The organism is Caenimonas aquaedulcis (genome assembly GCF_015831345.1).
Taxonomy (GTDB): Bacteria; Pseudomonadota; Gammaproteobacteria; order Burkholderiales; family Burkholderiaceae_C; genus Ramlibacter; species Ramlibacter aquaedulcis.
The window spans coordinates 2,827,366-2,848,045 of record NZ_JADWYS010000001.1; the positions used below are offsets into that span (position 1 = coordinate 2,827,366).

Consider the following 20,680-nt stretch of genomic DNA (forward strand, 5'->3'; position numbering starts at 1 on the left):
CGTCAGCCCGTGATGGCGCGTGCCCACGCCAGGAGGTGCAGCGGATACGCGCGCAGGGCCCGGCGGAAGTAGCGGCGGGCCGAGGCCGCGTCGGTCTGGCGCAGGCAGGAGCCGACGAAATAGTAGAACCGCGCGCGCTCGAGGCCGCGCACGGGTCCGCTCGAGCGCGGCGCGAGCGCGGGTGCGGCGGCGAGCAGCGCGGCGTCCCCCAGGCCCGCGCGCCGTGCGAGGGCGCAGCGGATCGCCAGGTCCGCCAGTTGCAGCTGGTCCTGGCGGCGGCGCGCGCTGATGCTGTCGGGCGAGAGGTGGGCCTCGTACGCCACGTCCTCTTCGCCGACGCAGCGGCCGTGTTCCGCGAACCGCAGCCACAGGTCGAGGTCCTGCGCGACGGCAAAGGGCGCGCGATAGCCGCCCACGCGTTCGTAGAGTTCCCGGCGGAACATGGTGGCGCCGTGGTGCGGCGGCCCCTCGATGCGTTGGACGGATAGTGCGGCCAGGCCTTCGTGCAGCCGATCGCCCGGGCGCCGGAGCGTGTACAGCGGCTCGCCCGCGGGAGCGACGTAGCGTACGGCGCCGGCGACCATCGCAGCGTCGGGCCGCGCGTCCAGCAGGGCGCATTGCCGCGCAAGTCGGCCGGGCAGCGACACGTCGCCGCAATCCTGGCGCGCGATGTAGCGCCCGGCAGCCTGCGCGCAGCCGGCGGCGAGCGCGCGCGTCAGGCCGGCATTGGCCTGGTGCACGACGCGCAGGCGGGAGTCGCGGCCCGCCTGCCGCTCCAGCATCGCGCCGGTCGCGTCGGTGGAGCCGTCGTCCACCACCACGAATTCGAAGTCCACGCCCTCTTGCGAGAGCACGCTGTCGAGCGTGGCCTGCAGGCGTGCGGCGCCGTTGTACACACCCATGACGACGGAGACCTCGGGCATGGCTTGCGGGTTCGTCATGCGGCGCCGCGTCCCAGCGTGGCCAGGCGCTTCAGCAGGGTGCCGGCCACGGGCCGCAGGAGGCGCAGGTTCTTCGCGCGCGCGAGTTCACGCAGCGAATTGGGAGACCACCCGGCGAGCGCCGTGCGCTGCAGCCACTGGCTGAAATAAGCGTGGTTGTTGTTCAGCAGGTTCCCGGCGGGATCGAAGGGCTTGGGCGAACCGCAGAACGAGTGCACCACGCCTTCGCGGCGGTCCGTCGCGGCCGTCGTGGGATAGAGGTGGGTGGTGAGGTCCGTGGGCATGGGGGCGATGCGGCCGCGCAGCACGAAGTTGATCACCGTCTGGTCGTGCGAGTTCAACTCCGTGCGGTAGCGGTCGCCGAATTCGAGGAACCGGCCGGTGATTCCTTCGCGGCGGCACCACGCCAGGTCCAGCAGCAACAGGCCCGAATGGAAGTAGGGCTCGTCGGGGCGCACCGACAGCCGGCCCGTGAGCGCGGCGTCGTGCGAATGGCCGAAATCCCAGCCGGGAAGGGCGCTCACCGGAATGCCGGGCGTGCACGCGCAGATCAGCTGGCGGATGTCCATCTCCACGATCACGTCCACGTCCATGTACAGCACGCAGTCGTGCGAGGGCAGCAGCTGCGCCAGCAGCAGGCGGCCGTACGGCATGCGCGTGCCGTAGAGCGCCGTCCAGGTGTCGAACCGGGCCAGGTCGAGCGGGCGCGCATGCAGGCGCGCCGGCGCGGGATTCATGGCGGCGGTTTCATGAAGGCGTCCGACGTCCGCCGTTGTCCAGCCTGCGTGGAACAGGTGCACCTCGAGAATCTCGGGGCCCCGCCAGTTCGCCAGCAGCGATGCCACGGCGACATGCGTGGGCGCGATCACGTTGTGGTCGGCGAAGAGCGCGACGGCCGTCATGTCGTGGCGCCTCGCGGGGGCTGCGGCAGCGCGAACAGCAGGTTGACTTCCCCCAGCGCAGCGAGTGCCGCCGCCGTCGGCTGCATGCGGCGAACCGGCCATCGCAGGGCCTGGCACTCGTAGCCCGGAACCAGCCCGCGCAGGAAGTCGGCGATCTCCATCGCGCTCGTGCCCGCGCTGCGGAAGGTGTCCGGGTTCATCTCCACGATGACCGCGCAGGCGCTGCGGCGGATGGTCTCGGCCATGCCGCGCAGCGCGAGCATTTCGGAGCCTTCCACATCCAGCTTGACGACGCGCGGAAGAAGGCCGGGCAGCGCGCTGTCCAGGGCGGTCGTCTCCACCCTGACCGACTTCGCGCCCTGCCCCGGCTGCGGGAACGCGGTGACCTGCCCGTGGTTGGCCGCGCCCGCGGTGTATTGATGCAGTTCGATCTCCCCGCCGGCGTCGGACAGCGCCTGGCCGTGGATGTGGACGATGCGGCCGTAGCCGTTGGCCTCCACGTTGCCGCGCAGGCGTTCGCGGTTCGGGGGAAAGGGCTCGAAGGCGTGCACGCGGCCCCGGTCGCCCACGCATTGCGCGGCGAGCAGCGAGAAATAGCCGACGTTGGCGCCCGCGTCCACGAACACGTCGCCCGGGCGAAGCAGGGCGCGGACGGCGCGCGCCGTCTCGACCTCGTACAGGCCGAACGCCATCGTGCAGTCGGGGTAGGCGTCCAGGTCGAGCTCCATGCGGGCGCCGCGGGGCAGCGCGAAGCGTCCCTTCCTCGCCTCGCGCGGATAGAGGCGCCGCGCCGCGCGCAGCAGCCGGTAGGCCCCCCGGCCGGTGGGCGTGACGGTGGCGTACGCCTGCAGGAGGCGAGAGGCGAGTCCGTGCATCGTCATCGCGCTGCTTCCCCGGCGCGCAGCGCCTCGATCCAGCGCGCCAGCCGCGCGGTCGCGGGCCATCCCAGCACGCGCGTGGCGGCGCTGAACGCGCGCAGGTCGCGGCGCCCGTCCGTGTCGATCGACAGGGCCAGCCGCAGGAGGCGCTCCGCTTCGGCGTGCAGCCCCTGCGCGCCGACCGTCCTGGCCATCCAGAACAGGCTGCGCGCGAAACGCTGCATCTCCGGTTCCCGCGCATCGATGCCCGCGCTGCCTGCGAGGGCCGCTACGCGCTCGTAGGCGAGCGCGCGCTCGCGCATCGCCGAAGGGTCGCTCTGCCAGATGGAGCACAGGCGGGGCCCTGCGTGATTGCGCGTCACGGCGATCCACGCGTCGCCGCAGTGATGCAGCTCGAGTCCGAGCACACCGGCCTGCGCGTCGTAGACCCAGTCTTCGAGCTGCCTGAGCCGCGGCCAGGGCCCGATGCGCTGCAGCGCGCCCGCGCGATACAGGGGCGTGAGCGTGGGCCAGAGCGGCTCGCGCAGCAACGCGGGAAAGAGCGTGCGGAACACCTCGCCGGTGCGCTGCGCCGGATCGGGCTGCATCACGCCCTGTTCTTCGGTGCGCGTCCTGCCGTAGGAAATATCGGCGCGCGGATCGGCGCGCAGGCCCTGCACCTGGATCGCGAACTTGTCCGGCAGCAGGAGGTCGTCGCTGTCGAGGAACTGCACGAACTCGCCCCGCGCCAGGGTGCGGCCGAGTTCGCGCGCGGCGCCGGGCCCCGCGTTGCGCTGGCTTTCGACGCGCACGATGGACGGGTGCTCTTCCTGCAGTTGCCGCGCCGCTTCGGGCGTGCCGTCGGTCGAGCCGTCGTCCACGATGATGATCTCGATCGGCCGCCAGGTCTGGGCGATCACGCTGGCCACCGCCTCGCGCAGCATCGCGGGCCGGTTGAAGACCGGGATGATGGTGCTGACGAGATCGGGCTGGGGGTGCATGCTCATGCCTCGAGGTAGTGCCGCGACCACAGCTCGAGCAGCAGCACGCGCCACGCGACATTGCGCAGGATGGACAGCGGATGCGGGAAGGCATAGCCCGTCCTTCCCTTGTCGAAGTAGTGGGCCATCGCGCCTCCCAGGCCCAAGCGGCGGCTCCATCCGCCGCCCAGCACCTGCTCGCGCGCGAAAGCGCGAAAGCCGGGGTCGCTGTCCATCCATTCGGCCGCCAGCGGCGCGCCGAATTTGGGGCGTGCGCTGGCCGCCGCCGGCAGCAGGCCCTCGCGGCGCGCCATGGCACGCAGCAGGTACTTGTTCTCGCCGCCGCGCAGCAGCCACTCGAGGGGCGTGCGCCATGCGAGCTCGGCGACGCGCCGATCCAGGTAGGGCGCGCGGGCCTCCACGCTCTCGGCCATGCTGGCCTTGTCCACTTTCATCACGTACTGATTGGGCAGTTGGCGGCACGATTCGAACAGGCGGATCGCATGGAAGGCGTCCCCGCCCGCGGCCGCGAGGTACTCGGCGAACACCCCGCGGAAGGCGCCGAAGAGGCTGCCGTGCCGCCGCCCCGCGTACTTCTGGTAGAGGCGGAACTGCCCCCAGGGACCCAGGCGCGCGGGGCCCCTGAAGATGTCGTAGCCGCCGAACAGCTCGTCCGCGCCTTCGCCCACCAATACGACCTTGATGCCCTGCTCGCGGCAGCGCCGGTACAGCAGGCGCGTGGTGACGGTGCCCCAGTCGGCAAAGAGGTCGTCGAACACCCAGGCGCCCTGCATCGCCTCGCGCCGGACCTCGTCGGCGGTGACCAGCACCTCGAGGTGGCGCGAGCCGATGAATCCGGCGACTTCGCGCGCGTTCGGCCGCTCGTCGATGCCCGACCGGTCGAAACCCATGCTGATGGTGAGCAGCGGGCCTTCGCGCCGCGCGAGCGCGGCGACCACGCTGGAGTCGAGGCCGCCGGACAGCAGCAGCCCGAGCGGCACGTCCGCGACCAGGTGTTCGCCGACCACGCGGCGCATCGCCTGCGCGAGTTCTTCGATGCGTTCGGCCTCGTCGCGGGTATCCGCGGCATCGGGCGCCGGCGGCGTGAACCAGCGCACGTGCGCGGCGATGCGTCCCTCGCGAAGCTCCATGCGCTGGCCCGGCTCCAGCTTGGCGACGCCGTCCAGGATCGTGCGTCCGGTCTCGAACACGTAGCCGAACTCCATGTACTGCGCGAGCCCCGCGCGATCGGCCTCGGCCCGGAAGTCCGGGAGGGCCCGGAAGGCCTTCACCTCCGAGGCGAACACCAGGCCGTCGGGACGCGCGAGGTAGTACAGCGGCTTCATGCCCGTGGCATCGCGTGCCAGGTGAACGGTGCGCGTGCGAGGATCCCAGAGCGCGAGCGCGAACATGCCGCAGAAGCGTTCGAGGCACGCGGCGCCCCACTCGATGAAAGCGCGCAGCACCACCTCGGTGTCACCGCTCGACGCGAAACGGTGGCCGCGCGCCTGCAGTTCGCGCCGCAGTTCCCTGAAGTTGTAGAGCTCGCCGTTGTACGCGAGCACGATGCCCGTCGCCGCGTCCATCATGGGCTGGTGGCTGGTCGGCGCGAGGTCGATGATGCTCAGGCGCCGGTGCGCGAACGCGACGCCGTGCGAGGTGTCCTCGAAGCTGCCGCTGTCGTCCGGGCCACGGTGCCGCATGAGGTCGGCCATCGCGACCGCCTGACTCAGCGGGCGCGCATGCGCATGGGCCGTCATCCAGCCGGCGATGCCGCACATCAGGCGTCCCCGCCTGCTTCGCGCGCCGGGCCCGGCGAACTGCCGCGCGCCACGCGGCGCAGGCGTTCGATGCGCTCCTGCGGTGCCAGGGCCGAGAGCGTGGCGTAGCGCTGCATGGTGGGATTGTCCGCGTTCTGCTTGTGCGCCTGCGCGGCGTGCCAGAGGTGCACGAGCGGAAGGAACCCGTGGCGCCACACGCGCCGCGTCGAGGCGCGCTCCCAGAATTCGTTGTCCTCCCCGCCCCAGCCCACGAACGATTCGTCCATGCCGCCGATGGCGTCGAACGCCTCGCGCGTGATCGCGATGCTGCCGCCGCCCTCGGCGTTCTGCATGATCGAGACCGGCGCGGCGGCGAACAGGCCGTGCGGCGATGCCGCGAGCGAACGCGAGTGTTCCTCGCCGAGGTAGAAGATGAAGCGCTTGAGGTTCACGACCTCGTAGCCGGCGCCGGCGATCGCCGACGCGTGGTGCGCGTAGTCGCGCGGCACCAGCAGGTCGTTGTCGTGCAGCACCAGCACGCGGCCGCGCGCGTGCGCGGCCGCTGCATTGAAGGCCCACGAACGCGCGTAAGGCATCGCAGGGTCGGGTGGAGGCGTGTGCAGGTAGTGCACCCACGCGGGCAGGCGCCCGGGCAGGGAGGGCTGCGTGTCCTGCTCCACCACCCAGCATTCGACGGCCGCGTCCTGCTGGCCGGCGATGGTTTCCAGCGTGGCGAGCAGCGCGGGAAGGCGCGACAGGCCGCGGTGGCCGATGAGGAAGGACACCTCGGGGCTGCCCGCGCGAGTCGCCGGGGCCGGCGCGCGACCGATCGGGTGGTCGGCCAGCGCACGGCGCATCAGCGCTCGCCCCAGCGCGGGCAGGTGCTGGGGCGCATGCAGGTCCGACGTCCATTGCCACAGGCAGCGGTAGCCCCGCCCGCCCGGCCCGGCTTCTAGCCGCTCGCCGCGGTTGCGGATCGCAAGGTAGTCGCCACCGGGGAACCACAGGCGCGGGACGTAGCGCGGCACGTCCCGCAGCCAGACGCCGAGGGTGGAGCGCATGCCGGCCGGACCGCCCGTCACCGCATCCTCGGCTTGAAACCCAGGCGCCGCTTCACGCGCGAGAGCAGCGCCCAGAGGGGATCGCGCCCGGGAAGGAGGTCGCGCCGCGGAAAGCGCGGGTCGGCCAGCGCGGCGGGGTTTGCGAGGAGCGCGGCGTAGAGCGCGCGCGTGCGCAGCCCCCACGCGTGCGGCGCGGCGTAGCGGTGGCGCGCCAGGTGCATGCCCATGCGTGCGAAGCGGCGCTGGCGCGCGTCGAGCCGGCCGCCGTCCAGCAGGTCCTGCGCGGCACGCTGCCAGTCGCGTGCGATGCGCTCGCGCTGCGTGTCGCGCTGCTCGTCGTGGTACCGGTAGCGCGCAAGGCGGCGGTCGATCTTGGCCACGGGAAAACCCAGCGCGATGCGCAGCCAGTAATCCGCATCCGCGGCGTAGCTCACTTCGGGCCGCCACCGGCCCGTGGCCTGCATGGCCTCGCGCGTGAAGAAGGCGCCGGGCTGCGGGATGTATTGCAGCCGGCCGAGGTAATGCGCGAAGTCGAACGGCCCCTGCTCGTCGACACCGATCTGGCGCGACTGCGCATCGATCAGTTCGACGTCGCCATACACGAGGCCGCAGCCGGGGTGCGACTGCAACGCCTGCACGGCGGCCGTCACCGCGCCGGGCAGGAACACGTCGTCCGAACTCTGGATGGTGAGGATGTCGCCGCGCGCCCGGTCGAGGCCCTTGTTCACCGCATCCACCACGCCGCGATCCGGCTCGCTCCACCACTGCAGCTCGGGGGCGTCGAAGCCGCGCAGCACGTCGACGGTCTCGTCCTTCGAGCCGCCGTCCAGCACCAGCACTTCCAGCGGGCGGTAGTCCTGCGCGAGGCAGGAAGCGAGGGTCTCGCGGATGAACCGGCCCTGGTTGTAGCTGGGCACGATGATGGTGACGAGGGGAGCGGAGGCCACGGTCAGAACGCAACGAAGTGGTCGAAGCGGCGCTCGTCGTTGCCCCGCTTCTGCAGGGCCACGAGCTGGCAGGCGTCGATGGGCGCCTGCAGCGCGCGAGAGGCAGCGGACGGCGTGAAGGCATCCCGCACCGCGCGATGGAGCGTCTTGCGGGCGAGGGCCTTGGCGGTCTGCCGCCAGCCCGTCGGCACCGCGCGCGGCGCGCCCTCCAGGAACGTGTAGGCGCGGTTGGTGACGATGAAGTGCGCGAGGCGCTGCAGGCCGGGGTAGCCGACGTCGTCCAGCACCATCACCCCTCCCACGTCCATCATCCGGTCGAGGTAGAAGAAGTCGACCAGGGTGTGGTCGAAGGTGTGCCAGCCGTCGATGAAGGCGAACTGGATGCGCGTGCCCTGCGCGGCCAGCCGCGGCAGCAGCGATTGCGAAGATTCCTCGTGGAGGCGGTAGCGCGCGCCGAAGCCGGCGCGCTCGATGTTGTGCAGCCCGCCGCCCTGCCAGGTCGCATCGTGCTGCGCCGGGTCCATGCCGATGAGTTCGCCGTCGCCGTGGTCCTTCATCGCCTCCAGGATGTGCAGCGAACTGATGCCGTAGGCGAGCCCGACTTCGCAGCCCAGGCGGGGCCGCGCCTTTTCCACCGCGCGGCGCAGCACGTCGCCGCTGCGGCTGTCCACGCCGGAATGCACGGGCGCGTGCCGGCCGTCCGGCAGCACGGTGCGGCCGGTACGCTCGATCTCCTGCAGGACTGCGCTCATGGCCCGGCGCCCGTCGCGGCCGCCACGTCGGCGATCCAGCTTTCGACCAGGGGCAGCTCCCGCTGCGGCACGAGGTCCGCCTTCACCAGCGCTTCGTAGCAGCGAAGGAGATTGCCTCCCGTCTGTTCCGGGCCGGGCGGCAACTCCAGCGCTTCCAGCACCTGGCGGAACCGCTCGTTGCCCAGGTAGCCGGGCACCTCCTGCTCGAAGTCGCGCATGAGGTTGTGCGGGTTCCTGTCCTGGAACATCTCGGGGCCGTGGAACACCAGTTCGTGGCCGAGGGCCCACAGGCAACGCTGCGCCACGAAGCTGCGCCAGATGTCCGTCATGCGGAAGCTCACGAAGCTCGGCAGGTACATGAGGGGGAAGGCCTGCGGGAACCACCAGGTGCTCTGGCTGTTGAACGGGCACCACGTGCCGGGGGCGAGGCTGACGCTCGGCGCGTCGTCGAAAGTGATTTCCCGGTCCATCACGAGGCGCCACACCGCGTCCACGTCGGGCGAGCCGTTGGCCAGGCCCTGCTGGATCGGCGCCGTGACGGCGCGTGCCGGCGCGAGGGGCGGCACGGGCAGGTTCGCGCCCGCATGGTCGAGCGGCAGGCCGCGGGGCCACACATGCGCGCCGGTGAACCAGCGGTACGCATTGACCCAGCCGGCCTGCGCGCAATGGCGCGCCTGGAGTGCGGCCTGGCGCGGCGCCCACGTGGCCAGCGGCGCGTTGTCGTCGTCGGTGTCGAAGACGAAGTCGGCCTTGCGTGCCATGGCCTGCAGGTAGCCGAGGTTCTTGCGCGCGTAGTGGTTCTCCGGCAGCTGCGCCGCGATGCCGAACGCCATCTGGCGCTGCGCGTCGATGCCGAGGAATTCGACCCCCTGCGGCCAGTCGGCCCGGGGCGTCTTGCGGTCGCCCACGACGATGGTCCCGTGGCCGTGCGCGAGACCGCGGCCGACCATGTCCTGCACGGAGGGGCAGGGCCCCTGGATGGTGGTGATGACGGTGAAACCCATCGCGATGTTCCTGTTCCTGTTCAGGCGAATGCCCGGTCGTTGCCGGCGAGGCGGCCGGCACATTCTGCTTCGATTGCGCGCAGCGAATTGTCGATGGAGACGGGCAGGCCGCCATCGCCGTACACGCTGCCGGGCCACTCGTCGAACCCGTCCGCCGCGCCTTGCGGCGCGCCGCCGTGGCGCCGCAACCAGTTCGCGAGGGCCGCGGGTACGCCCCAGCGGTCGAGGCGGCCGTAGGCCACGCGCGGCGGCACGGCGGCCGGCGCGAGGGGCGGAAGGGTGGACAGGGCGGCGAACGCATCCCGCCAACCCTGCAGCATCGTGGAGCGGTCGTAGCGCCCTGCCACCGATTCGCGCGCGCGTGCGGAGAGGCCGGCAAGCAGCGCCGGGTCGCGCGAGAGGCGATCCAGGTGCGACGCGGCCAGCGCCACGTCGCCTACCGGAAAGCTCAGGCAGTTGTGCCCCGGCCGCAGCAGGCCTTCGGCGGCAAAACCGAAATATTCGCTGACCACCGGCACGACCCCGTTCTGCATGGCCTCGATCAGGGCGAGCGGGCTGCCCTCGGTGACCGAGGCGAGCACCAGCGCATCGAGTTGCGGATACACCTCGCGATACAGCACGGCGCGCTCCTGGAACCCGAGGAAGCGCGTGGGCGGCCGCGGTTCGATGGCGCGCACCGCCGCTTCCGTCGCGGCGCGGTCGGGACCATCGCCTGCCACCGTCATCGCGATGGGTGTCCCCTCGCGCACGCACGCGCGCAGGACGGCCGCGACGTCGCCGGATCGCTTGATGCTGTTTTCGATGCGGCCGACGTATCCCACGCGCAGGGGCCCGGCGCGGGGCGCGCGCGGATGGGCCGCAACCGGCACCCCGTTGCGCACCCACCGCACGCGCTCGGGGGCGAATGCCTGCGACGCGGCCAGCCACCGGTGCTGCAGGCCGCTCACCACGACGACGGTGTCGATCACGTGCCGGTAGCCGACGAGGTCGGCCAAGGTCCCCGTGTGCAGCGAGTGCACGGCGCAGAGCAGGCGCGCCTTGCCGCCTCGCGCGCGTTCCGCTACGAGCGCGGGCAGCGCATCCCCGATCGCCAGCGGCATGACCGCGTCGGGCGCGACCTGCCGCACCAGCCGGCCCACGGCGGCCTGCCGCGCGGAAGGGGTGGCCGCGCGTCCGTCCATCAGGTGCACCTGGCGCATGTATGGATGGTGGGCGACGAACTGCTCGGGGTCGTTGTGGCGCCGGCCGAGGGCGAGGCCGTAGTGGATGTCCCAGCCCCCTTCCTGCAGGAAGGGCAGCACCTCGGACATCCAGGCTTCGATGCCTCCCCAGTGGTTGTGGGTCTGGCTCAGCACCAACAGGCGGGGCATGCGGCGTCCGGGTCAGCGGCGCACGCCGATGAAGTAGATGCCGCGCCCGCTCAGGTCGATGCCGTGCGCATGGTCGGCCACGTCCGCGACGCGCTGGTGCAGCGCATCGAAGTGGCGGGCGAGGAAATCCATGATGACGGGCGTGCCGATGCGCAGCGGATGCCCGGCGTCGAAGCGGTGCCGGCTCTCGCTTTCGACTTCGCCCGTGTCGTAGAGCCGGTCGTGGAACACGAACGCGGCGCCGGGCTTCGAGATCCGCAGCAGGGCTTCGAAGATGCGCGGCGCATCGAAGCAGTGCTCCAGGACATTGATCATCACCACCAGGTCGAAGGCACCGCAGGCGGGCATCTCCTCGATCGGGAATGCGAGCTTCCGCTCGACCGGGATCCCCTGCTCCAGCCAGGCCGGCCGCACGGTGCGCACGAGCCGCCGCAGCGCCCGGCCCGGCAGCGAAGTGCCGAGCGAGCGCTCGAGGCCGCTGGGTGCCACCTTCACGCGGCCGTGCCGGTAGGTGCAATGCCGGTGCGCGGGGTAGCTCGCGATGAGCGGATCCAGCAGGACGCAGCGGCCGATGGACATGTGCCTCGCCAGCACGCGCAGGTTGGTGAAGGGGCCGCAGCCCAGCTCGATGGCGCGGTCGAACGCGCGCCCCGCGATGGCGGCATAGTGGTCGAAGGAAGCGGCGTGCTCGTCGTTGCGGTCGTCGGTGGCATGCGCCGCATCCTCCATCCACGTCCTGCGCTCGTAGCGCTGCGCAAGCTGCCAGCGCTCGAGCGGCACCTTCACGATGCCCTTGCCGTCCTCGATGTAGCGGGCGTCGTTGTGCTGCTCGAGCAGCGTGCGCGCGGCGTCGCCGAGCGTCGCCTGCAGGTTCTCGTCCACGTAGAGGTACTCGTCCTTCACGGCGCTTCTCCTTCCAGGGGCATCGCGGCGCTGTCGATGGCGTCGAGGTGCAGCGCCTCGCGGCGCCACGCGAGGCGCGGGCGCACCGTGCCCGCGGGCCGCCAGTGCCAGCCCGGCGCGCGGGGAAAGTCGTCCGCCACGGTGAAGGAGATGATGGAGTGCTCGGTGGTCACCACCTCCTGGCGGTCGCGCACCAGCAGCACGTCCAGCGTATAGAGGCCGTCGTTGAGCAGGTGGCCCGGCACTTCGCAGGTGAAGGTGTAGGTGCCCGCGCTCGCAGGTCCGCCGTCGATGCGGTCCTCGAAGAAGCTGCCGCTGCTGAACACCATCACCTGCTGGTCGTTGTAGCAGTGCAGGAACACGTCGATGTTGTCTTCGCCGACGAGCGTGGCGTCGACTTCGATCGACATTCCCGCGATGCCGGAGATGGGGCCCGCGTCGGGCCCGCTCGCCGGGACCACGGCCACGCGCGTCACGTGCGGCTCGCGCGCGGACGCGGCGCCGGGCTTGACGCTCACCTGGTAGGTGGACGCGGCATGGCCGGCATACTGGTCCAGCACGGCGCCGATGGGACCCATGCCCGCGAGCTGCCCGCGCTCCAGCAGCAGGCCGGTGGTGCACAGGTTGCGCAGCGCGGTGAGGTTGTGGGAGACGAAAACGACGGTGCGCCCGCCGCGCGCGACGTCGCCCATGAGGCCGAGGCAACGCTTCTGGAAGTCCGCGTCGCCCACGGCGAGCACTTCGTCCACGAGCATGATGTCGGCCTCCACGTGCGCCGCGACGGCGAACGCGAGGCGCACGTACATTCCGCTGGAATAGCGCTTGACGGGCGTATCCAGGAATTTCTCCACGCCCGCGAACGCGACGATGGCGTCGAGCTTGCGGTCGATCTCGCGGCGCGTCATGCCCAGGATGGTGGCGTTCAGGAAGATGTTCTCGCGCCCCGTGAGTTCGGGATGGAAGCCGGTGCCCACCTCGAGCAGGCTCGCGATGCGCCCGCGCACCGTGATGCGCCCGCGCGTGGGCGCCGTGATGCGGCTCAGCATCTTGAGCAGCGTGCTCTTGCCCGCGCCGTTGCGGCCGACCACGCCGAACACCTCGCCCGGCGCGATCTCGAAATCCAGCCCGCGCAGCGCCCAGAAGCGCGAAGCCTGCCCGTCCTCGCCGGCGTCGCGCGCCGCGCTCCGGCGTGCGGGCGAGCGCAGCGCGCGCGACAGCAGTTCGTAGAAGGTGGAAGGCGGCTGGCGCTGCGCGCCGACCGTGTACTCTTTCCAGAGGTCGCTGACCTGGATGGCGTAGGGGCTCATCAGATGATGTCGGCGAACCTGCGTTCGACCTTCTCGAAGTAGCTCACGCCGAGCGCGAAGACCGCGATCGCCGTCGCGAACGAAATGGACAGGCCCAGCAGGTCGAACGGCCTGCCGAGGAACGCCGCGCGGAATCCCTCCACCAGCCCGCTCATCGGGTTGAGGTAGAGCAGCCACTGCCAGCGCGGGGGAACGATGGAGACCGGGAAGATCACCGGCGTCACGTATAGCCAGATCTGCACGAGAAAGGGCGTGAGGTGCGTGAAGTCGCGATAGGCGACCGTCAGCGCGGACAGCAGCGTGCCGACGCCGAGCGCGGTGAAGACGAGCGCGGCGAGCAGCAGCGGCGCCGCGAGCAGCTGCCACGTCCACGGCACGCCGTACCAGACCATCATGAGCAGCAGGATGCCGATGGACACGAGCAGGTCCGCCAGCCCCGCGCCCACGGACGCGAGCGGGATGATCAGGCGCGGGAAGTAGACCTTGCTCACCAGGTGTGCGGAGCCCACCAGCGAGCCGCCTGACGCGCTGATCGCGCCGGCGAAGAAGGTCCAGGGCAGGAGCCCGGCGAAGACGAAGATGGGGTAGGGCAGCCCGTCCGAGGGAATCCGCGCGAGCGCGCCGAAGACGACGCTGAAGATGAGCATCGTCGTGAACGGACGGATCACGGCCCAGGCCGCGCCCAGCACCGTCTGCTTGTAGCGCACCTTGATGTCGCGCGTCGCCAGCACCCACAGCAGCTCGCGGTAGGCCCAGAGCTCGCGCCAGTCGAGCATGTGCCAGCCGCGGGGCGGCTCGATCACCGTCACGTGTTCGTGGTCGAAGTAGGCGTTGGCGCGGGGTTCAGACATGGGGGACCGCGGCCTCTTCGGTGGACAGGCCGGGAAACACCGACCCGAATGCATGCGCGAAGTCCGCGTCCACCGCGGCGGTGGCGTAGCGGCTTTCCACGAGCCGGCGTGCGGCGAGCCCCATGCGGCCGCGCAGCGCGCGGTCGGCGAGGAGGGCGCCGGCCGCCTCCGCCATCGCCTGGGGCGAGGCGTCGGCCAGGCATCCCGTTTCCCCCGGGATCACGAATTCTTCCGGCCCGCCGCAACGCGTGGACACGACCGGCACACCGCAGGCCATGGCTTCGAGCGCCGCGATGCACAGGCCTTCCTGGTGCGAGGGCACGACGAAGATGTCCAGCGTCTGCAGCTGCTCGCGCATCTGGTCGTGCGACAGGTCCGGCAGGAAGCGCACGTGACCGTCCAATCCCAGCGCCTGCACGTCGCGAAGGATGCGGGCATCCGGCGCGTCGCCCATGAGCAGCCCTGTGGCCTCATGGCCCTGCGCGCGCAGGCGGGCGATGGTCTGCAGCAGGAGGCCGATGTTCTTGCGCGGGTCGCGAAAGCGTCCCGCGAAACCCAGGCGGCCGGGCACCACGGCATCCGGCCGGGGCACGAACAGGTCGCTGCGGATCGGCACGGGCAGGATCGACGTGCGGAACTGCGGCCCCGCCAGGCCGCCAAGAACGCGTGCCGTGTGCTGGCTGAGCGACAGCACGCTTCCGCCGGCGAGCAGCTTCTTCTCCAGGCGGCGGATCACCGGGGCGTTGACGCAGGTGTCCAGCAGCCTGCGCAAGAGCGGGAAGTGCCGCACGCGGTCTTCGCGGTCGCCCTGCCAGTCCGTCGCCACCCACGCGAGGTACGGGCGGCCCGTGCGCCAGAACGGCGTCGCGGCGAGCGCGTTGCCCGACACGGCGACGAAGGCATCGCAGCTGTCCATCACCTGGCGCCAGTAGCTGTTCGCGGCGTAGTGCGTGAATTCGAGTTCCGGCAGCCAGGCGCCGATCGCATGGCTTTCGCGCGCGTCGTACGCGATGCCCCGGCGGCCGCCGGCGCGGCGCTGCAGCAGGCGGAAGGACGGCACGGAGAGCTGGGGCACGACGCTGTAGGGCGCGTAGTGCGCCAGCACGGGCTCGAGCCCTCGTGCGGCGAGGTGGCGGATGACGAAACTCGTCATCGCGCTCACGCCGCCGGGGCCCGGCGCGATGGTCGACACCAGCACGCGCGGCACCCGCGCGGAGCGTCCGCAGCCGGCCGCGCGCGCGGGCCGCGCGCTCGCCCCGTACGTGTAGCGCGCCCAGCCGCGCAGCCCGCGTGCCGCGTGGCCCGGCGCGCCGAGCCACTCGCGCACCGGCACCAGGAAGCCGGTTTTCGGGCGTTGCAGCACGTCGCGCGAGAGCCCGGGCGCCGCGGATTGCGCGACCTGCCGCTTGCTCACCTGCGGGTGCGCCGCGATCCAGGGCGCGGCCGCGCGCAGCAGCTCGACGTCGACGAAGGGCACGCGGATCTCGAGGGAGTGCGCCATGCCGGCCCAGTCGGCGTCGCACAGGAGCTGGTGGCGCATGTACCAGGACATCTCGAGCGCGCTCACCGCCAGGCGGCTGCGCCCCGCGCCATGGAACTGCGCGGCGTCGCCGTCCAGCCGGGCGAGCTGCTGCAGGTCCCGCCAGCCATCGCGTGCCATGTCGGGGTCCATCACCTGCGGCAACTCCCAGGGCATGAACAGGCCGCGGCGCAGCAGGTAGGCGCCGCCGAGCGTCCCGCCGTATTCGAGGAGCCCCGCGTACTTGGGCGAGGTGAGGCGGCGCACCAGCGGGTCGGACAAGGTGCGGACGAATCGTCCGAACGCCGGCACGCGCGCAAACGGTGCGGCGAGGCGGGCGAGCAGCGGGGTTTGGCGAAAGCTCGGGTAGGAGCCGAGCAGTTCATCGCCGCCCAGCCCGGAGAGCGCCACCTTCATCCCTTGCGAGGCGGCCGCGCGCGCGACGAACCAGGTGTTGACGCCGTCGATCGAGGGCTGGTCCATGGCGGCCAGCAGGCGCTCGCGCTCGGCCTGGAAGTCCTGGCGCTCCACGCTCACCTCGGTGTGGCGGGCGCCCAGCTGACCGGCAATGTCGCGGGCCATCGGCGCTTCGTCATGGGCGCTTCCGGCGTATTCCGCGAAGGCCAGTGTGAGGGTGCGGGGAGATGCGCCCGCAGCCGTGGCGAGGGACGCGAGCATCGAGGAGTCCAGGCCCGCGGACAGGAAGATGCCCACCGGCACATCCGAGACGAGGTGCGCGCGCACGCTGTCGCGCAAGGCGGCGGCGATGGCGTCGCGTGCGTCCTCTTCGGTCCCTGTGGCGGGATGGGCCGACGCGTCGCGCAGGATGTCCGCGACCAGGCAATAGGGCTGCGGCGGCTGCACGCCGTTTTCGCCCGCCCACATGAAGTGGCCCGGCTGCAGGCAGCGGATGCCGCGGTAGAGCGTCCACGGCGCGGGGACGCTGCCCCAGAGGAAGTACCCGGCGTGGCCCGCGGGCTCGGGGCGCCGGTCGACGTCCGCCTGCAGCAGCGCCTTCACCTGCGAAGCGGCCCTCAACGTGCGGCCGTCGTCGGCGTAGTACAGGGGCTTGATGCCGAAGGCGTCGCGCGCGAGCAGCATCGCGCGCCGGCGGCCGTCCCACAACGCGAAGGCGAACATGCCGCGCAACTTCTCCAGCATGCGCGTGCCGTGAAGCGCATAGAGCTCGAGCAGCACCTCCGTGTCGGAGTCGCTCCTGAACGTGCGGCCGGCGGCCAGCAGTTCGGCGCGCAGTTCGCGGTAGTTGTAGATCTCGCCGTTGAAGCTGATCGTGAGCGAGCCGTCGGCGCTGCGCATCGGCTGCGCACCGCCTTCGGTGAGGTCGATGATGGACAGGCGCCGGTGCCCCAGGCCCACGCGCCCGTCCGCCGAAAACCACTCGCCGGTGCCGTCCGGTCCGCGCGCCGCCATGTGGTCGCGCACGGCCCGCAGTTCCGCGCGATCGACGGGGTCCGCGGACCCGGAATAGGCGAAGGCCGCCGCGACACCGCACATGCCGTCAGCCCGCCTTGAGCAGTTCGTCGAAATACGCGATCGTCTTGCCCAGTCCCTCGTCGAGCTGCACCCGCGGGGACCACCCGATGCGCTCGCGCGCGAGCGAGATGTCGGGCTGGCGCTGCATCGGGTCGTCGCTCGGCAGCGGACGGCGCACGATGGCCGAGCGCGAACCGGTGAGCTCGATCACGCGGGTCGCGAGCTGCAGGATGGTGAATTCGTGCGGGTTGCCGAGGTTCACCGGGCCGGGAAAGTCCGCCGGCGTCGCCATGAAACGGACGAAGGCGTCGATGAGGTCGTCGACGTAGCAGAACGACCGGGTCTGCGAGCCGTCGCCGAAGATCGTGATGGGCTCGTTGCGCAAGGCCTGCACGATGAAGTTGGACACGACGCGCCCGTCGTTCGGGTGCATGCGCGGCCCGTAGGTGTTGAAGATGCGCGCCACCTTGATGTCCAGCGCGTGCTGGCGGTGGTAGTCGAAGAACAGCGTTTCGGCGCAGCGCTTGCCCTCGTCGTAGCAGGAGCGCATGCCGATCGGATTGACGTTGCCCCAGTAGTCCTCTTTCTGCGGATGCACGCTCGGGTCGCCGTAGACCTCGCTGGTGGACGCCTGGAAGATCCGGCAGCGCAGGCGCTTGGCCAGCCCCAGCATGTTGATCGCCCCATGCACGCTCGTCTTGGTGGTCTGCACCGGGTCGTGCTGGTAGTGGATCGGGCTCGCCGGGCACGCGAGGTTGTAGATCTGGTCGACTTCGAGGTAGAGCGGGAAGGTGACGTCGTGCCGCATGAACTCGAAGGCGGGGTTGCCGTGCAGGTGCGCGATGTTGCGCTTGTTGCCGGTGAACAGGTTGTCCGCGCACACCACCTCGTTGCCGTCCGCGAGCAGGCGGTCGATCAGGTGCGAGCCCAGGAAGCCCGCGCCGCCAGTGACCAGGATGCGCTTGTGGGGGTTGTAGATGCGCATATCAGGCGGCGGGCGCCGCTTCGGCGTGGGCGCGGAAATCCGCGTAGGCCAGGGCGAGGCCCTCTTCCAGCGGCGTGCGCGGCTTCCAGCCCAGGGCGAGCAGCCGCGACGAGTCGATCAATTTGCGGGGCGAGCCGTCGGGACGGCTCGTGTCGAAGGTGATCCGGCCCTCGTAGCCGACGGTGCGTGCGACGGCGTGCGCGAGTTCCGCGATGCTCACGTCGCTGCCGAAGCCCACGTTCAGCAGGCCCTGCATGGGCCGGGTGTTCGCCTGCCAGTCGGAGGTGGAGAGGTTCATCACGTGCACGCTGGCGAGGGCCATGTCGTCCACGTAGAGGAATTCGCGCCGCGGCGTGCCCGTGCCCCATACCGCGACGCTCGGGGCGCCCGCGCGCTTCGCTTCGTGGAAGCGCCGCATCATCGCGGGCACGACGTGGCTGTTCTCCGGGTGGTAGTTGTCGCCGGGGCCGTAGAGGTTGGTGGGCATCACGCTGCGATAGTCCGTGCCGTATTGCCGGTTGTAGCTCTCGCACATCTTGATGCCGGCGATCTTGGCCACGGCATACGGCTCGTTCGTGGGCTCCAGCGGGCCGGTGAGCAGGGCGTCCTCGTTCATCGGCTGCGGTGCGAGCCGCGGATAGATGCAGCTGGAGCCGAGGAACAGGAGCTTGCGCACGCCGGTGAGGTAGGCGGCGTGGATCACGTTGGCCTGCACCATGAGGTTGCTGTAGATGAACTCCGCCGGGTAGGTGTTGTTGGCGTGGATGCCGCCCACGCGGGCGGCCGCCAGGTACACCTGTTCGGGCCGCTCGCGCTCGAAGAATCCCTGCACCGCGCGCTGGTCGGTGAGGTCGAGTTCGGCGCGCGAACGCAGCACGAGCGTGGACGCGCCTTGCGCGCCGAGGGCACGCACGATGGCGCTGCCCACCATGCCACGGTGGCCGGCGACGAAGATTTTGGGTGAAGCCGTCATGTTGGGGCGGCGATGCGCGCGTGGGCGCAGGTCGCTGGGGCCGCAGTCCGATGTTGAACAGAGTTGGCGGTCACCGCAGGAACCGCCGGAGAGCCCACATCATGACCGACGCCGCGCGGTTCGGCAAGGCGCGCGCCCTCTGGGCGGGCCTCTTCCGTGAAGTCCTGCGCACAAGCGCGCCGCCCCTGCGCTGCGGCGTCTCACCGTCCGGCCGCAGCCACCCATCGGCCGTCGCCCGCACGGGCCAGCAGCGGCATGAAATGTTCGGCGGCAAGGCTGCCGCCAGGCGACCGGCGCGTGAAGGCCATGTTGGCGAGGTCGCTGGCGCTCGAGGCGACCAGCACGCCCAGGCCGGTGGGCGCCAGGCGTGCCGCCGCTTGCGGGAACAGTTCGTCCACGCGCGCGAATCGCGTGGCGAAGGCCTCGAGCTCGAAGTCGACGCGCGTCACCTCCGAGCGCGCATCCAGAAGCCTCAGTTGAACCCGCGCGGCCCGCGCGTAACCGGGATGACCCGCGTGGGTGATGGCGACCTCGGTCGAGACACCGGGCCGCTGCAGCACGCGGCACCACGATTCGATGGCGACGGGATGCGCCATCCGGTCGCGGCGCGCGAGACGCACCACGGAATTCCACTCGTCGCTCCAGGTCATGACGTGCGCGACGCTGGCCGCGCTCCGGTATTCGACGAGCGCCTGCAGCCTGCGCGGCACGGCCTGCTTCGACCCGGCGGAAAAGGACAGCGCGATGTGGCCGCGGAAGTGCCGGGAAGGATCGGGCAGGAGCCCGGCGACGTCCGCCCGGGCCAGGCCGTGCCGCGAGGCGATGAGCCAGCCGGCCCGCTCGGCCACGCAGCGGCCCTGCAGGTCGTAGAGCCGCGCGTCCACCGGCACGTCGGCCTCGAAGTCGCCGTGCGAATGGAGCAGGTTCACGAAGGTGCGCGTGGTCGCGTCGTGGATGACCGCCGCCGGGTCGACCTCCCCGCCGATGAGCGCATGCACGAAGTGGGGCAGCGCGGCCCACTCGTAGACATCGCCGGCGTGATAGGCCCCGTAGCGGGCCCCGGTGGTCTCGACGTAGGGACGCGTGAACAGTCCGCGGGATGCGAAGCGTGCGCTGACCGTGGCGGGCCCGCCGTCGCACAAGCGCGCAAGGTCGGGCATGGCTTCGCGCAGGCCGATACGGTTGACGCTGAAAGGCGCCATGGCGCGCGCATGCCGCACGGTGCGAATGTCGCCGCTCGCGCTGCGCACGGAAATTTCGAGTGCGCCCGCGGCCTGCGCCTCTTCGCCGTTGAGGATGACCAGCGCGTTGTGCTCGTCGGCCGTCTCGGCGATGACCACTTCGGTGATGCGCTGCGTCAGGTGACGCCCGCGCTGGATGACCTGGTCGGAGTGCAGGTGCGCCATTTCGCCGCCCGGGCCGCGCCAGTCCACGAGCGGATAGAGGCGGTGGAAGTGGCGCCGCGCGGGCTCGCTCGGCGGGCCTTCGGTGCAGGCGTATAGCGCAAGGATGCCGTCGCCGGCGCCGCGCCACGGTCCGGGCTCGCCGCTGTCGATCAGGACGGGACGGTCGGCCGCCAGGTCCATGCGCCAGCTCGCGGCGAGGCTGCCCGACGCATCGAAGAGCCGCGCCTCGAGATGGACGCGGTCGTCGAAAGGCTGGACCGCGCCCCAGAACAAAGTCACGGTCGTGGCCCATCCGCGCTCCGAACGCCACCAGATCAGGTCCGCCCCGAGGGTGTCGGCGGGTATGCTCATGGTAGATTTGTTCGAGTCCATGCAGCCGACCATCATGCCACCGGGCCCTTCCCCCTTCCACATTCCCGACACCGTGCTGGTGCGCGAGATGCAGGGCGAATCCGTGCTTTTGGACCTGGCCACGGAAACCTATTTCGGGCTGGACGACGTGGGCACGCGCATGTGGGCCGCGCTCACGTCCTCGGCGTCGATGGATGCCGCCTGCGACCTGCTCGTGAAGGAATACGACGTGGACCGGCCGCGGGTCGAGGCCGACCTGCGCGAGTTCGCGGGCAAGCTCGCCGCGGCGGGGCTGCTCAGTGTCGCCTGAGCACAAG

18 protein-coding genes are annotated in these 20,680 nt (G+C 71.2%); 1 reads left to right on the forward strand and 17 read right to left on the reverse strand.

Annotation, left to right across the window (positions count from 1 at the left end; all coding sequences use genetic code 11):
• Positions 1–2: 2 nt before the first annotated feature.
• The 17 genes from I5803_RS13585 to I5803_RS13665 form a co-directional block, all read right to left on the reverse strand.
• Positions 3–941, reverse strand: coding sequence for a glycosyltransferase family 2 protein (locus I5803_RS13585; protein ID WP_196986878.1), 939 nt, complete (start codon positions 939–941; stop codon positions 3–5).
• Positions 938–1,843, reverse strand: a complete 906-nt coding sequence (locus I5803_RS13590; protein ID WP_196986879.1) for a glycosyltransferase family 8 protein — start codon at positions 1,841–1,843, stop codon at positions 938–940. The genes I5803_RS13585 and I5803_RS13590 overlap by 4 nt, the downstream gene beginning before the upstream one ends.
• A complete protein-coding gene (locus I5803_RS13595) occupies positions 1,840–2,724 on the reverse strand; it encodes an FkbM family methyltransferase (protein WP_196986880.1) in 885 nt (294 codons plus the stop codon). Before I5803_RS13595 ends, I5803_RS13590 begins: the two co-directional genes overlap by 4 nt.
• Positions 2,721–3,707 carry a glycosyltransferase family 2 protein gene (locus I5803_RS13600; protein ID WP_196986881.1) on the reverse strand — a complete coding sequence of 329 codons (987 nt, stop codon included), beginning with the start codon at positions 3,705–3,707 and terminating at the stop codon, positions 2,721–2,723. Before I5803_RS13600 ends, I5803_RS13595 begins: the two co-directional genes overlap by 4 nt.
• Positions 3,704–5,461, reverse strand: a complete 1,758-nt coding sequence (gene asnB / locus I5803_RS13605; protein ID WP_196986882.1) for an asparagine synthase (glutamine-hydrolyzing) — start codon at positions 5,459–5,461, stop codon at positions 3,704–3,706. Before asnB (I5803_RS13605) ends, I5803_RS13600 begins: the two co-directional genes overlap by 4 nt.
• A complete protein-coding gene (locus I5803_RS13610; protein WP_196986883.1) occupies positions 5,461–6,501 on the reverse strand; it encodes a galactosyltransferase-related protein in 1,041 nt (346 codons plus the stop codon). The genes asnB (I5803_RS13605) and I5803_RS13610 overlap by 1 nt, the downstream gene beginning before the upstream one ends.
• Positions 6,502–6,518: 17 nt before the next feature.
• Positions 6,519–7,448: a glycosyltransferase family 2 protein gene (locus I5803_RS13615; protein ID WP_196986884.1), complete on the reverse strand. Its 930-nt coding sequence runs from the start codon at positions 7,446–7,448 to the stop codon at positions 6,519–6,521.
• A gap of 2 nt (positions 7,449–7,450) precedes the next feature.
• Positions 7,451–8,200 (reverse strand): class I SAM-dependent methyltransferase, encoded by a 750-nt coding sequence (locus tag I5803_RS13620; RefSeq protein WP_196986885.1) that lies wholly within the window; start codon positions 8,198–8,200, stop codon positions 7,451–7,453.
• Positions 8,197–9,204 (reverse strand): STELLO glycosyltransferase family protein, encoded by a 1,008-nt coding sequence (locus I5803_RS13625; RefSeq protein WP_196986886.1) that lies wholly within the window; start codon positions 9,202–9,204, stop codon positions 8,197–8,199. The genes I5803_RS13620 and I5803_RS13625 overlap by 4 nt, the downstream gene beginning before the upstream one ends.
• A gap of 20 nt (positions 9,205–9,224) precedes the next feature.
• Entirely contained in the window at positions 9,225–10,574 is a 1,350-nt protein-coding gene (locus I5803_RS13630) for a glycosyltransferase family 4 protein (protein WP_196986887.1), read from the reverse strand.
• Positions 10,575–10,586: 12 nt separating this feature from the next.
• A complete protein-coding gene (locus I5803_RS13635) occupies positions 10,587–11,477 on the reverse strand; it encodes a class I SAM-dependent methyltransferase (protein ID WP_196986888.1) in 891 nt (296 codons plus the stop codon).
• Positions 11,474–12,784: an ABC transporter ATP-binding protein gene (locus tag I5803_RS13640; protein ID WP_196986889.1), complete on the reverse strand. Its 1,311-nt coding sequence runs from the start codon at positions 12,782–12,784 to the stop codon at positions 11,474–11,476. The genes I5803_RS13635 and I5803_RS13640 overlap by 4 nt, the downstream gene beginning before the upstream one ends.
• Entirely contained in the window at positions 12,784–13,635 is an 852-nt protein-coding gene (locus tag I5803_RS13645) for an ABC transporter permease (RefSeq protein ID WP_196986890.1), read from the reverse strand. The genes I5803_RS13640 and I5803_RS13645 overlap by 1 nt, the downstream gene beginning before the upstream one ends.
• Entirely contained in the window at positions 13,628–16,669 is a 3,042-nt protein-coding gene (gene asnB / locus I5803_RS13650) for an asparagine synthase (glutamine-hydrolyzing) (protein ID WP_196986891.1), read from the reverse strand. Before asnB (I5803_RS13650) ends, I5803_RS13645 begins: the two co-directional genes overlap by 8 nt.
• A gap of 4 nt (positions 16,670–16,673) precedes the next feature.
• Positions 16,674–17,633, reverse strand: a complete 960-nt coding sequence (locus I5803_RS13655) for a UDP-glucuronic acid decarboxylase family protein (RefSeq protein WP_196986892.1) — start codon at positions 17,631–17,633, stop codon at positions 16,674–16,676.
• Between the two features lies 1 nt (position 17,634).
• Positions 17,635–18,606: a GDP-L-fucose synthase gene (gene fcl, locus I5803_RS13660; RefSeq protein ID WP_196986893.1), complete on the reverse strand. Its 972-nt coding sequence runs from the start codon at positions 18,604–18,606 to the stop codon at positions 17,635–17,637.
• 200 nt (positions 18,607–18,806) lie between these two features.
• A complete protein-coding gene (locus tag I5803_RS13665; protein WP_196986894.1) occupies positions 18,807–20,363 on the reverse strand; it encodes a hypothetical protein in 1,557 nt (518 codons plus the stop codon).
• Between the two features lie 19 nt (positions 20,364–20,382).
• Here I5803_RS13665 and I5803_RS13670 point away from each other — a divergent pair, with 19 nt between their 5' ends.
• A complete protein-coding gene (locus I5803_RS13670; protein WP_196986895.1) occupies positions 20,383–20,673 on the forward strand; it encodes a PqqD family protein in 291 nt (96 codons plus the stop codon).
• Positions 20,674–20,680: the final 7 nt, after the last annotated feature.